This window comes from Lutispora thermophila DSM 19022 (genome assembly GCF_900142105.1).
GTDB lineage: Bacteria > Bacillota > Clostridia > Lutisporales > Lutisporaceae > Lutispora > Lutispora thermophila.
The window spans coordinates 26,461-40,246 of sequence record NZ_FQZS01000003.1 but is presented as its reverse complement, the minus strand read 5'-3'; the positions used below and the strand labels follow the sequence as shown (position 1 = coordinate 40,246).

Below are 13,786 nucleotides of genomic sequence, written 5' to 3'. Positions count from 1 at the left end.
CCCTAAACCTTAGCATCAAATAAGGAATTGCCTCTGAATGAACCTTGCTCTTCCATGATATCGGCCACAAGATTTATGGAAAAGTTCACATACTCAAGAGATTGCTCTATGAGTTTACCATTTAAATCATTGATCTCTTTCAGTTCACTCAATGTTTTTCCAATGTTATCGGCAATCTTTTTCAAATCAACAACTCTTCTATCTTCTAGCTTGCTGCATAAATAACTTATACTCAATTCTTTCCCATCGCAGCCCAGTTCCTTTGCCAATTCATCCACAGCCTTTTCTCTTTCATCTTCCAGCTTGCTTATTTCCAGTACCAGATTGCCTTCCATCTTTATAATGCTGTCTAACTCATCTATTTTATTGTCTATTATGACATCCTTTTTCTTTTTTGATATGGATAGAAGCTCCTTATATACGTTATTCTCTTTTTCCAGAGAGAGTATTATCTTGTCTATATTATCCACGACAGCATCACCTCATAACTTTCAATTTACTTCATATCTTCCTGTCAAATCCACCTGTCAGCATCTTCTCAGCTATGTCTTTACCATCTATGTCATAAATGCCTTTGTCCATCTTTTGCTTTATTTCATTTACTTTATCTTCTCTGATGTCAGGAACTTGACTTAAGGCTTTCATGGCTTTAGACACTACTTGATAATCCTTTGCCTTCTGAGAGATGGTCAATTCATCTTTCTTTCCTTGTATAGCTGATACCTCTCTCACTCCTTTTTCTCTATCAACAGAAAAATTCTTATATATTTTGCTGATTCCAGGAATTTTATCAACGTTAATCCCCATTATATCACCTCATATATCTTCTACTCACTTTAATTATCGGTAAAATACACTGGATAGTTTATAGATAATAAAAAAAAGAAAGGCACTATTTGCCTTCCCTCTTCTTCACAATATACATTTTTTCTTTACCTGTATTCCTTACATACTCCTGCCTCATCTGACTAAGGCCAAACTCTTTTCTCATCTCGTTGGCAAGCTTGTTTTTGCATTCTTCACAGTATCTCCCAGTTCTAATCGGTTTTCCACAGTATTCACATTCAAGCACTAAATTTGAGTTTTCTGAACTTATCTCCAATCTTTCTTCTCTCAGAAACCTCATTATCTTTTCCACTGATACCCCTGTAGCCTCGGATACTTCAAATACATTTGAACCTGGATTGTCATATAAATAATCCTTAACAATCCTGAAATCTTCCTCGTCTTGTTCCAAACATTTGCTACATATAGGACTGTATGTATATGCAAAAACCCTACCACATCTAATACAATTTCTAAGTTCTGGCATCGAACCACCTCCAAAATTAGGTATTTACTCCTGCAGCTGCAGTCAGAACATATATTTGCTCGGCCCCAGATGCCAAAAGTACCTTGCTGCATTCATCCACAGTGCTCCCTGTGGTATATATATCATCTATGAGCAAGATTCTCATGTTATTTACATTATATAACATATTTAGAGAAAATGCATCAATCATATTCAATTTTCTTCCTATTTTGTCCAATGTTGATTGATCCTTTGTATCCCTCTTCCTTATAAGGCAATCCCACATGGGAATAGCCAGCATCTTTGATAAATTAGCTCCTATTATTTTAACCTGATTGAAACCTCTTCTTTGAAGCTTCGACTCATGAATAGGCACAGGTACTATAATATCAGTTCTAAGATTATTTACCTTTGCTTCATATGCCATATATCTTGCCAAAATATATCCAATTTCCAGGTTACCTTCATATTTTAACTTATGAATCAACTCCCTGCCTGCACCTACATAATAAAAGCAGGAATAGGCTGAATGGAAGCTATAATTACGCTCCAGGCAATCTGGACATGTATTTTTGCCATAATCATCTGCCAAACCCTTGCCGCATTTCATACATCTTCTTTCATGAATAAATCTGATGGAGGCACCGCAAATATTGCACAGGTGTTTTTCACATTTGACACCGCATAATATGCACTTATTCTTGGATGGAAATAGTATTTCCCATAAATTCATCCCAGTTTCCAAGCCTTCGGAGCCTGTACTCCAGGCCTGAATACCTCCTCGTCACGTAATTGTTGTTTATCATGGAGTAAATGCATCTCTCCTGTCCTACCAATACTACCATTTTTTTTGCCCTAGTCAAAGCAGTATATAACAGATTTCTGGTGAGCAGCATTGGAGGTCCTGCTATGACTGGCATTACCAATACTGGAAATTCTGAACCCTGACTCTTGTGAACCGTTACTGCATAGGCCAATTCCAGCTCATCCAAATCTGAAGGTTCATATCTCACCAATCTTTCTCCGTCAAAAATGACTTCCACAGTCTGCTCCTCATTATCCACTTTAGATATGATTCCCATATCTCCGTTAAAAACCCCTTCACCTTCGTAGTCTGAATCCCACAAGCTCTGCCACTTCATTTTGTAATTGTTTCTTATCTGCATCACCTTATCCCCTTCACGAAAAATCATATCCCTGTATTGCCTCTCATTTTTTGTGGGATGTGGTGGGTTTAGTATTTTTTGAAGTTCAGTATTTAGATTTATAACTCCACAGATACCCTTTTTCATAGGAGACAAAACCTGTATGCCTTCAATGCTGCTATAACCTGAATATTTTGGAAGTCTATCCTTGCAAAGCTCTTTAATTTTTTCAAGAATTCCTGTCTGACTCTCCTCCCTCATAAAGAAAAAATCCTTGTTCTTAATATTGAGTATGGGAGCTTCACCCTTGTTTATTCTATGGGCATTAACTACTATAAGGCTCTCCTGAGCCTGTCTGAAAATCTCATTAAGCCTTACCACTGTTACTGCCTCGCTGTTTATTATATCTCTTAAAACGCAGCCAGGCCCTACGGAAGGCAGTTGATCCACATCTCCTACAAGAATAAGCCTTGTACCTTCGCTTATAGCTTTCAGAAGGTTATTCATCAGCAATATATCAACCATGGATACCTCATCCACTATAACTACATTTGCCTCCAAGGGAGAATCCTCGTTTCTCTGAAACATCATATCTTCGTCCCTGTCTCCATAGCCATATTCCAAAAGCCTGTGTATTGTTTTAGATTCTCTCCCTGTAGCCTCCTGCATCCTTTTAGCTGCTCGTCCTGTGGGTGCACACAGAAGTACAGATAACCCCATCCTCTCAAAAAGTCTTATTATTGCCTTAATAGTTGTGGTTTTACCGGTTCCCGGTCCTCCTGTAACAACCAGTAAACCTTTTGTTACGGCTTTCTCCACTGCTTCCTTCTGGTTTGTGGCAAGGCATATGCCCTCTTCTTTCTCTATTTGGTTTATCTCATGCTCTATATCAAAATTGACTTCAAAAACCGGATATTGGGCCAAAGCTAAAAGTCTTCTGGCAACACCTACTTCTGCTTTGTAGAAAGCAATTGAATATACCGCCTTTACACCATCCAAATCATCCACTACTATTTTTCTATCTATATACAAGCCCATCAACATATTTTCTACAGCTTCTTCTCTTACATCGAGAAGCTCTGCAGCAGTCTTTATGAGCTTATCCTGAGGTATATAGCTATGACCGTTATTGTGAAATTGACTAAGCACATATCTGGTTCCCGAAGCTATTCTATATTCAGAATCAAGAGGTATGCCCATGCTTTGAGCTATTCTGTCTGCCATCTTGAAACCTATGCCAAACACATCATCTGCCAGATTATATGGGTTCTCTCTTATTACCTTTATAGTGTTGGCTCCATAAGTTTTATAAATCCTAACTGCATAAGCAGGACTAATATTATAGCTTTCAAGGAAAAGCATTATATCCTTGAGCTCTCTCTGCTCTTGAAAAGCTTCGTAAATCTTTTGAGCTTTTTTTTGCCCTATGCCGTCTATTTCGGTAAGCCTTTGAGGGTTGTATTGAATTATATCCAAGGTATCCAGTCCAAACTTCTCCACCATCTTCTTCGCAGTAGCAGCTCCTATGCCTGGTATCAGTCCCGAAGATAAATACCTTTCTATTCCATTTAATGTGGCAGGAGTCACTACCTGATAGGTCTCCATCTTAAACTGCCTTCCATAATCGGGATGTTCAACCCAAGTTCCTACTGCTTTTATGGTTTCCCCTATATTTACGTAGGGAAAATATCCTACTACAGTATTCTCTTCCACATCATCCTGCAATTCCAGAACAGTATAACCATTTACTTCATTTCTGAAGACCACTTCACTTATCATGCCTTGTATCTCATCCATGCCAATAACCCTCAATCATTTTTTCTTAATTATAACCTATTTTCATGTTCCTTTAAACTGTTTTTAATGGTTAGTATTTCCCTGGCTAATATTACAATATCCCCCTTTGTGGCCGGCTTATCTAGATTGGAATATAATCTTTCCAACTCCTCCGGATAGGCATCAAGACCTTTTTCATTTCTATAATGATCTAAAACCAGTCTGGCATTCTTGATGTGCTTCTTCACTGTTGCCACACCCCATATGACTTCTAATTTTCTTTCATCCTTAAACACAATTTCCGTTTTGCTTTTATCCCTTGATTCTCCCAGGTGAGATATTGAAGCAATATCTACATATCCCATGGCACAATCATTTCTGACTCTAGGACTTCTGACTTTCAGCTGTATAAATATCTTGGTGCTGCTTATGGGTATGGGCACACAATTTACACTTCCTATTATCTGACCATATTTTCTTCGCATGCTATAATAATCAATAGAATAAAAACGGCATAGATTATTACGAAAACTTCTCATAGTCATAGGTAAAATCTTATCTTCTCCCGCCGATACAATTACTCTGGTTACTTCCCCCATGCCATGGGAATATTCAGGAGTAAATGCCCAAATATCATGTTGTTGAAAAAAATCCAAATCCAATTAAGCCACCTCCTTTTGGGTGAAATTACCACTTTTGAAATAATTATATACGAACATATGTTCGATGTCAACAGCTCATTTTTAGCCCTGTTGTGCTACTTTTCACAAAATTTTACACTTTTCGTCAAATAATCTATTCAATTCTGTTCTCATCTGATATAATGAACATCATGGGACATAAAATTTGGAAATGAGAAATGGAGACAGCAGAGTTGCTTAAGTACATAGTATTAATCGTAGTGTTTTCTATATTTGCACATCATTATTACAGAGTTCTTGTTAAAAATAATACGGATTCAGCTGAGACTATTGCCAGAAAAACCTCAATGGATAAAGAACAGATTTTAACTTTGATAAGCCTTCAAAGGGATGAAATCGAAGCATTATATAAAGAAACATACACCATAAACAACGAACTTACCAACTATATAAAAAAATTAAATGAATCCAAAAAAGAACTCCAAGATAAAAATCAAGAATTATCCGCCTTATATACTATTTCAAAAAAGATAAACTCAAATCTCAATATTGACACATTATTTCAAGACATGGATGAACTATTAAAAGGCATATTGGCTTATGATATACTTGCTATAATGCTTCTGGATGATGAAAAGAAATTTTTGATAGTAAAGTATTGGAATGGACCTCCTATTGAAGGCTTCTTAAATATGAAATTTGCTATTAATGGTAAAGGTGTCTGTGCTCTATGCGTCAGAGAAAAGAGAGCTTTACTTATAAAAGATGTTAATAGCATAGATAACATAATCATTGTTCATGATGATATGAAACAAGAAATGGTAGCTCCCATTATGTATAATGGCGAAGTCATTGGAGTTTTCATTGTTGATACCTTCAAGGAAAATGCTTTTGATGAACATAAGCTGTCTATTTTATGTTCCTTTGCAAGCCTTGCATCTACGGCTCTTTACAATGCCAAGCTTTACAGTGATTTGAAGAAAACTTATGAAGATACTGCCAAATCTTTGGCAAAGGCCATTGAGGCCAAAGATACATATACAAGGGGACACTGTGACAGAGTCACAGAGCTTTCGGTAAAAACCGCTAATTACCTAGGACTTAGTAATGATAGGCTCTATAAACTCAAGATTGCTGCCATACTCCATGATATAGGAAAAATAGGAATACCGGAAGGCATACTAAACAAACCCGGTATCCTCACATCAAAGGAATATTCCATTGTAAAGAAACATCCCTCCATAGGTTATGAAATATTGTCGGATATCGAATATTTTGATGATATAAGAAAAATAATTTATCAACATCATGAGAGGTTTGACGGAAAGGGTTATCCTTTGGGGGTAGATGGAAGAAGCCTGTTGACAGAATCTAAAATTTTAGCATTAGCAGATGCCTTTGATGCCATGACATCAGAAAGACCCTATAGAAAGCCTTTCAGTGTAGAAAAAGCTTTAGAGGAAATAAAAAGAAACAGTGGTACCCAATTTGACCCAGACATTGCCTCTGCTTTTATAGAAATGATGCAAAAAGAGCATTAGCTGGAGCACTCCGTCTCCAGCCTCATGATTAATCAAGCCTGGAAGATATTACCCTGGACAACTCATTAATGGAGTTTGTAAGGTTCTCCATTTTGCTTTCTATTCTCATAAGGAGATAGATGGATACTGCTATAGGAAAACCTATATTGGCTACTCCATTAAAAATTTCCTCCATATATCTCCCTCCCTAATTATTCAAAATCAAGTTTCTGGATGTTAGTATCAACTATCCTGGCTCCATCTATTGCAATAAGATCTCCAGTCTCTGTTGCAAACACATTTTTTGATATGATGCTTTCCATAGCAGACTTTATAGAATCTGCAGTAAGATTTTCATCTGCATTATCTACACTTATTTTCATTATCTTTCCTAAAGCATCCCTAAACACCATTTCTAGCTTTCTTGCCATATAGAACACCTCCTTTCCCATATGCTAAAATTTATGATACTAAGCTTCTGACAGACCTGAATCTTCAGATTTACTAATGCCATATAAAGGATTAGTCTGAAGTCCAGCTATTATTTTTCCTACATCATAAATGTCCTGATTTTGCGCATTAGGTTTAACTCTATTGTAAGTCTTTGTGATATAGGTCTGTCTTCCATTTACCACCTCACCAAGGTATTTAATCTGAAGCTTTACGCTTTTTACCTCTGCTTGAACTGCCATTCATATCACCTCCCTTCGCTATATAAATAACTTCTGGGAAGGTGATTTTCCGCAAAAATACAAAAAAAATTTCTGGTAATGATAGTCACCAGAAAATCACAATTGACGTTTCATGTAAAATATGGTAATTTAGTTATATAATATTAGTAAAGTTTATTTATTCCCTTCTACGTTATATTTCTGTTTTATAAACTCTATATAGTCATTTATCTGCCTTATAGCTTCATCAGGCAGTCCAATGTTATTAAAATCATTATACCCCTTACTTTCTGAAACATAATCTTTTTCTCCCGACTCAACTTTTTCGTAAAAATTCCTAACATCGGTCCTTCCCAAAAGATAATCAATGGATACTTGAAATATATCTGCTATTGCCTTCAGTGTTTCCTGATCCGGAAATCTAACATCAGTTTCATATTTGGATACTGATGAGTAAGATATGTTTAAAGCTTTTGCAAGATCACGCCTTGACATATTTTTTTCTTCACGAAGCATAGCAAGTCGGTGAGCAAATATCATAAAACCACCTCATCAACCTTATTTTATCATACAAAACTAAATTATAACAGATTAGACTGTTTGTGTAATAATATATTGACATTGTACATTCTGTCCATTATAATATAGAAAAGGATTCATTTGGAATTATTTAAAATTTAAGGTAAACTTTTGTGATATATAACAGACAGTTTACACTGTGCTCAACAATATATTGTTAAATACAGTGGGCAAAACGCCCACTTAGAATATACCGGGGGGCGTCTTGCTATGAAAAATTTTAACGATAACCATAATGAATTAACAGTATTGGAGGCAAAAATTAACCTAATGCGAGATAAATTACATAATATGCTTTTGAATAACTTTGATCCCTTAAATGATGAAATCCTTGCTTTTAGCAAAGAGTTAGATGAATTAATCAGCAGATATACAACTCTGAAAGAGAAGCTTAAAGATGATTAATATATCTATATAAACATCTAATTATTCATCTTGTTATATATTTTGCCTAATATACTCCTCTTTCGGCGGAACAATGTTGTTCTGCTTATACCTAACTCCTTTGCTAAATCATCAAGGGTTCTTTGCTTAATTATACTTTCTTGTATTATATATCGTTCTTCATAATTTAAATCCATAAGTGCCCTATATGCTTCTTCAACTTCTGCACTTGATAGTAGATCATCCTCTATACAGCTTGATTCATCCATCAAAGTATCTCCAAGTTCTAAGCCTTCAGCTATGGGTTCATTAATCGATACAGTCTTTCTATTGTATCTTCCATAATTTAAATAAAAATATCTAAGTTGATTTTTTAGATAGTAAAATATATCAACTGATTTAGATCTATCATATTTATCCAAAGACTCAAGTATAACTATTGCACCTTCCTGATACAAATCTTCAAACTCATCCTTGCTTAGAGCATATTTATTAATTGATGAAATAATCAGTGGATGAGCTTTTTCCAATATTGCATTTTTATCCATAATGACCTTTCCGACCGGTCTTTTCTTTTATTTCCGCGGATAAGGTCATTATAGAAATTATGACGTGGAAAATAAAAAACCGACTGATTACAAGTCGGTTATAATTTTAATTCAAGTAAACATATTAGGCATATACATCAAGAAGCAGTCCACGGATCTCTCCAATAAGGCTTAGCACCTTTATTCCCTTCTCCTGCTTGTTTATCACTGCGTCCGTCAATTCCAGCAGCTTATCATCTACCTTTTGTACAATTTTGTACATTCTCATCCGTCCACCCCTGTTAAATCCTCTACTCTGTTGAATTCTCAATCCGTATTTAACAGCTTCGGACAAAAACTCTTTTACCTTTTTCTTATATTCCCTCAAGTCTTCAACGGTCATGGACTGGGCTAGCACTTTACCTCGATCATCTACTTCTTCCATGAGCTTGTTTAATCGCTCCATATCTATCTCATCTCTACGAGTAGACATCACCTCACGAAAAGATACGGAGGTCTCATCCTTGACCTTTTTCGCCGCCATATGATCTGTATTGGTTTTTTCAATATTTCTGACTTTCATATATATCACATCCTATTGCTATAGGGTATTCCCATTTGGTCAGTGGCTGGTTTCTAGCATCTACTATTCAGGTATTCCTTATGGTTCTTGATGCGTTGCCTTTAGGATTCATTCTGAGTCTTGTCATGTGATCCGTGATTAGAATATTTTTTATCATATTAATACTGTAATAGCTTCAGTATGCCTTGAGGCAGTTGATTTGCCTGAGCCAACATGGCAGTTGCAGCCTGATTTATTATATTGTTCTTAGTGAATTCCGACATTTCCAAAGCCATATCCACGTCTCTAATTCTTGATTCAGCTGCAGTTAAGTTTTCTGCAGTAGTTGTCAAGTTGGATATAGTATGTTCAAGTCTGTTCTGATAAGCTCCCAGTCTGGAACGAGACTCGGAAACTAACCTTATGGCATTATCGAAAAATACTATGGCATTCTGAGCATCTTCTTCAGTAAGTACGCTTATACCCGCTTCTGCATCAACTCCCGCTGTAGATATTACGCCTTTATGATCCGCATATCTTGCGATTCCCAAAAATGCTGAATCTACAACACCAATAAGGAGATTCATGCTTTCTCCATAATTAGCTCCTATCTGCAGCTTTATTTCCATTTCCTTGCCTGCATAGGTTTCAAAGTCATTATCTCTGAATTCTATATCCAATCCATTGTTAGAACCGGTTTTTGTTTTGCCGTCAGTTTTGTCGGTAGATAAGATCAATGAGCTACCATTAACTTTAAAATCTACCAAAGCCTCAGCTTTACTGTCATTCTTCGCTGCAGCTATAACATTATATACTTCTGCTAGAACATCGTATACGGTTCTATCTTTAACCCCTACTATTGCTTTTCCATCCTTATATGGAGTAGAAGTATCTTCAAATTTAATTTCTACACCATCGATGATCAGTTGATCTCCTGCTTTAGGCAGTTCTGTAAAGTTGAGGTATATGGTCTTCCAATTTGTGGATGTATCAGGGGCATTTAATTTATCAGTTTCAGGCTTAGTCGCTTCATTGCTTAGATTATCTACAAATTTTACATTAGCTGTCCATTTATTTACTTCAATTTGATTTGCATCTGATGGGGACATATTCTTTGATGTTTTAAGTATCAAACTAGACCCATTTATTTCACTGGCTTTAATATCAAAAGTATTATCATTTTGTCCTATTGCATTTAATAAGTTTTGCAATGTTTCTGTTTCATTACTACCAACCCTTACTGCAATGTGACCAGCTTGTACCCCCCACTTGCTATCGTTCGGATCAGTAGGATCGTCTGGCTTTTCAAACTCATAATATTTGCCATTTATAGCCAAATACTGTGCGTCAGTAGGATTCCCCAAGAGTTGAAGTTCCACTTGTCCTCGTTCACTAGGTTCTGCAACCACATTTCCATTCCAAGTTCCGCTTCCCTCATATTTTATTTCTGTGGCATTGGTTGTTATAACTGGTCTTGCTAATAATGAGCCTCTCAAAAGAGGATTTGCATTAAACTGTGTGGTCCTTGCTATTCTATCTATATCATATGTTAATTGGTCTATTTCATTCTGTATGGCTAATCTATCTTTTTCATCCAAGGTTCCATTGGCTCCCTGTATAGCCAACTCCCTCATCCTTTGAAGGCAATTATGTACTTCCTGTAAAGCCCCTTCAGCAGTCTGAATCAAGGATATTCCATCCTGGGTGTTTCTTTCCGCCATATTCAGACCTCTTATCTGAGATCTCATCTTTTCTGATATGGCTAATCCTGCGGCATCATCGCCAGCTCTGTTAATTCTCAAGCCTGATGATAGTTTCTCAATATTCTTTGAAACCTTATTTTGGCTTACAGATAGTTGTCTATAGGCATTGATAGCCTGAATATTAGTATTAATCCTCATTTTATATCCCCTTTCTTTAGATTTTATTCCACTATGTCCAAATTTGCCTCCTCATAGTACAAATGGCTCTCATAATTTTCAAGTTTTTTATTAATACTTGTTTCCAAGTCAGATACCTCCATAGCTGTAAACCAGCCTTGGGATATATTTTCCATGATCTTCAATACTTGTTGCAGCATTTCTTTATCTTTCTTAATATTTGCTTCTATAAGCCTATGGGCACAAAAGTCGTACAAGGCTTCCAATTGATCAGCTATAATTCCTGCTTTATAGTTGATTCCTGCACCTAATCTTTCCAATATGTCATTACATCCCTGAATAAGATAATTTGACCCTATCAGATCTTTTTCTTCAAGGGCTTTTATGGCCCCTCTCAACTTCTCTAAAAATGCCTGATATAACAGAGAGGTCAGTTCCTGAGGCTTCATCTCCGCTAATTCCTGTTCACTGTATATCCTCAAAATAACACCTCCAGATTTACTCAATAAGAATATCGTCATGAAATCTCTCAATCTTTATAGCATACTCTCCATTCTTTCGATGAGCAAAAGTATTTCCGCTATGACAGAATAAAGCTGAGGTGGCACATTATCTCCTAAATCCATATCAATAAGCTCTGCCACAAGGCTAGTATCTTCTTCTATAGGTATGCTTTTGGCCTTTGCCATTTCAATAATCTTTGCTGCTACGCGCCCCTTGCCGCTGGCAGTAACCTTTGGCGCATCATCGCCACCATCATAATGAATAGCAGCGGCCATCATACCAGAATTTTTTCTTTTCTGGATTTGATTAAAATTCTTGTATATCATATTCTTATGTCAAATCCTTTCTTAATTGGGTTAACTGAGCTTACTCCAGGAGATGTTAAATGGTTTGAGTTTACAACCTTATTTTCATCCTTGGCATTCAATGCTGCAAAACTTATGCTGCCTACTTCATAACCTAATTCCTTCAGGTTTTCTTTAAATCCCTGGATCAAGGTATTGGCTTTTTCCTTCAAATCTTCTCTATCATTTTTAACTGTAATGTGCAAATTGCCTCCTGAAGCCTGCAGCAAAACACCTGTCTCCCCAAGTTTCTTGGTATCTATCAAGAAAAATATGCTGCAATTTTGCCAATCTATCTTTTTCTCATCTTTTTTGGAATTGATATATACCTTCATATCGCTTATTTTTCCGTTAATGACCAAAGGCAGTGCAAAAAACATTGACTGTAAAAATCCATTGCTCTCTTTATTCAACAGTTGATTCCCAGAAATCTTCTGCACAAGCTCCGATGCAACACCATCTTTATCAGAAAATTTCATAAGCAAAGATTTGATATTGTTATGAAGATCTTCCTGGTCAACTTTTTCTCCAGCTAGAAACCTGGCTGTTTCTCCCTCATGATCTTCTCCCATCATTCTTATAGCTTCATATACCTTTCTGGGAGTATAGTCCTGATTCTTAAAATTATCATTTAGAGCTTTAAATGCGGTTTTTAGCTTGTCCTCGATTTTAGGACTTTCCATAAACCCTTCCTTTAAACTTGCCAAATGCACTACTCTGTTGTTGGAAGGTTTCCAGTTTAATGCTTCAATGCTATTTTTTACTTTATTTACAATATCCCATGCCTTGTCATAGTCTCCTTTATCCAGTAAAGCCTTGGCTTTTTGAAGAAAATTGTCTGCTTTCAGTAATTCCTTCTCCAACTTCATATCACCAAGCAATGCTATATCGCTTTTCAAAATGGCTTTATCCAATAGATCAATTGTTTTCTGCAAATTCACCTTAGCATTATGAATGTTTGTAGCTCCGGGTTCTTCAATATATTTTGCTGCCATATCCAGATTATTGGCAATTTCTCTTTTTATCTCCTTAAAGCTTTGAGCCGCTTCTCTTAGCCTTGGTGTTATCTCTGTTACTAAATAGTCTTTTCCGCTTAAGCCTGTAGCTGCCAGCAATGATGTCAAATACTCCTCTTCATGTCCCTCTTGAAACTGGCTTAATTTGCTAAAATCTATTTCATCAGGCTTTTGCTCTATCTTATATGTTTTGTCTTCAGCAGTCTCTTCTGATAGATCCTTCAAAGCCTTGTTTATTATCCTCCATGCCAGGTCATCCATCCTATAGGCAGCGGCTTGCCGTCCTTCATTGGCAGCCTTTATAAGTGTTATCTTAGCCTCTGTATCATCATCCAAGGATTCCGCTCTGGATTCCATGTGATCCAATATTTTATCCAAAGAAACTCCTTGAGCAATCAAGCTTTTTATTTCATCTACCAAACTTCTAAGATTGCTACTCCCTTGGTTTTTACTGCCACTATCGATACTTATACCAAGGCCTTTTAATAATTCACTGAAATCCTTGCCAAGCAAAGCTTCGTGCACTAATTTCAAATTATTCATATTTATGTCCAGTTCTTTGTTTATGAGGTTCTGTAACACCTGAATCTTTTCTTCAATGTTACCTGAGAACCTTTCCATATAATTTCTTATAACTTGTACAGTCTCTCTGTCCAAGGATATGTCCTTTCCAAAAACCCTTTCCAAAACTTGCTTCAATTCCGAAGGCAGTGAATTAATATAGCTTTTCGCAGCTTCCCCTTTCTCTGCTTCAAGGGATTCTTGCCCTTTTACAGACATAGCCGTTTTTTCTCCATCAATCTTTACTTCACCTTTTTGCTCCTTAATTACTCCGTATATATTTACAACATCATTTGATATTTTCATCATCATTATCACCCCTTTACCTATCTACCTCTGTTATATTTATCGGCAACAGTTAAGAAAAAGTGAACACAAAAAAATA

General features: G+C 36.3%; 18 protein-coding genes and 1 pseudogene. 2 read left to right on the top strand and 17 right to left on the bottom strand.

The window, feature by feature from the left end; translation table 11 throughout:
• Nucleotides 1–2: 2 nt before the first annotated feature.
• The 7 genes and pseudogenes from BUB48_RS00260 to BUB48_RS00235 form a co-directional block, all read right to left on the bottom strand.
• Entirely contained in the window at nt 3–470 is a 468-nt protein-coding gene (locus BUB48_RS00260) for a flagellar protein FlgN (RefSeq protein ID WP_073023322.1), read from the bottom strand.
• Nucleotides 471–501: 31 nt separating this feature from the next.
• Entirely contained in the window at nt 502–807 is a 306-nt protein-coding gene (gene flgM / locus BUB48_RS00255) for a flagellar biosynthesis anti-sigma factor FlgM (RefSeq protein ID WP_073023320.1), read from the bottom strand.
• Between the two features lie 85 nt (nt 808–892).
• The gene (locus BUB48_RS00250) at nt 893–1,312 is read right to left on the bottom strand and encodes a TIGR03826 family flagellar region protein (RefSeq protein WP_073023318.1); all 420 of its coding nucleotides are present in this window, start codon (nt 1,310–1,312) and stop codon (nt 893–895) included.
• A gap of 16 nt (nt 1,313–1,328) precedes the next feature.
• Complete coding sequence (locus BUB48_RS00245) at nt 1,329–1,901, bottom strand: ComF family protein (protein WP_139249842.1); 573 nt, start codon at nt 1,899–1,901, stop codon at nt 1,329–1,331.
• Nucleotides 1,902–2,024: pseudogene (locus BUB48_RS19005) on the bottom strand (hypothetical protein); the annotation flags it as partial. It lies immediately after the preceding gene.
• Nucleotides 1,987–4,233 (bottom strand): SF1B family DNA helicase RecD2, encoded by a 2,247-nt coding sequence (gene recD2, locus BUB48_RS00240; protein ID WP_073023314.1) that lies wholly within the window; start codon nt 4,231–4,233, stop codon nt 1,987–1,989. The gene recD2 and the pseudogene BUB48_RS19005, both read right to left, overlap by 38 nt.
• A 29-nt stretch (nt 4,234–4,262) precedes the next feature.
• Nucleotides 4,263–4,874, bottom strand: coding sequence for a hypothetical protein (locus BUB48_RS00235; protein ID WP_073023312.1), 612 nt, complete (start codon nt 4,872–4,874; stop codon nt 4,263–4,265).
• A gap of 197 nt (nt 4,875–5,071) precedes the next feature.
• On the opposite strand from BUB48_RS00235, the gene BUB48_RS00230 reads away from it, so the two are divergent.
• Nucleotides 5,072–6,394, top strand: coding sequence for an HD domain-containing phosphohydrolase (locus BUB48_RS00230; RefSeq protein WP_073023310.1), 1,323 nt, complete (start codon nt 5,072–5,074; stop codon nt 6,392–6,394).
• Between the two features lie 28 nt (nt 6,395–6,422).
• Here the strand turns inward: BUB48_RS00230 and BUB48_RS00225 are convergent, their stop codons facing one another.
• From BUB48_RS00225 to BUB48_RS00210, 4 genes are all read right to left on the bottom strand, one after another.
• Nucleotides 6,423–6,569: a YvrJ family protein gene (locus tag BUB48_RS00225; protein WP_073023308.1), complete on the bottom strand. Its 147-nt coding sequence runs from the start codon at nt 6,567–6,569 to the stop codon at nt 6,423–6,425.
• A 16-nt stretch (nt 6,570–6,585) separates the two neighbouring features.
• Nucleotides 6,586–6,804 carry a DUF2922 domain-containing protein gene (locus tag BUB48_RS00220; protein ID WP_073023306.1) on the bottom strand — a complete coding sequence of 73 codons (219 nt, stop codon included), beginning with the start codon at nt 6,802–6,804 and terminating at the stop codon, nt 6,586–6,588.
• A 39-nt stretch (nt 6,805–6,843) separates the two neighbouring features.
• Nucleotides 6,844–7,065: a DUF1659 domain-containing protein gene (locus BUB48_RS00215; protein ID WP_073023304.1), complete on the bottom strand. Its 222-nt coding sequence runs from the start codon at nt 7,063–7,065 to the stop codon at nt 6,844–6,846.
• 153 nt (nt 7,066–7,218) lie between these two features.
• Nucleotides 7,219–7,584 carry a helix-turn-helix domain-containing protein gene (locus tag BUB48_RS00210; protein ID WP_073023302.1) on the bottom strand — a complete coding sequence of 122 codons (366 nt, stop codon included), beginning with the start codon at nt 7,582–7,584 and terminating at the stop codon, nt 7,219–7,221.
• A gap of 249 nt (nt 7,585–7,833) precedes the next feature.
• Here BUB48_RS00210 and BUB48_RS00205 point away from each other — a divergent pair, with 249 nt between their 5' ends.
• Entirely contained in the window at nt 7,834–8,028 is a 195-nt protein-coding gene (locus BUB48_RS00205) for a Spo0E family sporulation regulatory protein-aspartic acid phosphatase (protein ID WP_073023300.1), read from the top strand.
• Between the two features lie 17 nt (nt 8,029–8,045).
• Here the strand turns inward: BUB48_RS00205 and BUB48_RS00200 are convergent, their stop codons facing one another.
• The 6 genes from BUB48_RS00200 to BUB48_RS00175 all read right to left on the bottom strand — a co-directional run bounded on the left by BUB48_RS00200 (nt 8,046) and on the right by BUB48_RS00175 (nt 13,713).
• On the bottom strand, nt 8,046–8,555 hold the full coding sequence (locus tag BUB48_RS00200; RefSeq protein ID WP_073023298.1) for a sigma-70 family RNA polymerase sigma factor: 510 nt from the start codon (nt 8,553–8,555) through the stop codon (nt 8,046–8,048).
• A gap of 124 nt (nt 8,556–8,679) precedes the next feature.
• Nucleotides 8,680–9,117 carry a YaaR family protein gene (locus BUB48_RS00195; RefSeq protein ID WP_073023296.1) on the bottom strand — a complete coding sequence of 146 codons (438 nt, stop codon included), beginning with the start codon at nt 9,115–9,117 and terminating at the stop codon, nt 8,680–8,682.
• A 158-nt stretch (nt 9,118–9,275) separates the two neighbouring features.
• Complete coding sequence (locus tag BUB48_RS18385) at nt 9,276–10,997, bottom strand: flagellin N-terminal helical domain-containing protein (RefSeq protein WP_073023294.1); 1,722 nt, start codon at nt 10,995–10,997, stop codon at nt 9,276–9,278.
• 23 nt (nt 10,998–11,020) lie between these two features.
• The gene (gene fliS / locus BUB48_RS00185; protein ID WP_175548312.1) at nt 11,021–11,458 is read right to left on the bottom strand and encodes a flagellar export chaperone FliS; all 438 of its coding nucleotides are present in this window, start codon (nt 11,456–11,458) and stop codon (nt 11,021–11,023) included.
• Between the two features lie 54 nt (nt 11,459–11,512).
• Complete coding sequence (locus BUB48_RS00180) at nt 11,513–11,806, bottom strand: EscU/YscU/HrcU family type III secretion system export apparatus switch protein (protein WP_073023290.1); 294 nt, start codon at nt 11,804–11,806, stop codon at nt 11,513–11,515.
• Nucleotides 11,803–13,713 carry a hypothetical protein gene (locus BUB48_RS00175; protein ID WP_175548311.1) on the bottom strand — a complete coding sequence of 637 codons (1,911 nt, stop codon included), beginning with the start codon at nt 13,711–13,713 and terminating at the stop codon, nt 11,803–11,805. The genes BUB48_RS00180 and BUB48_RS00175 overlap by 4 nt, the downstream gene beginning before the upstream one ends.
• Nucleotides 13,714–13,786: the final 73 nt, after the last annotated feature.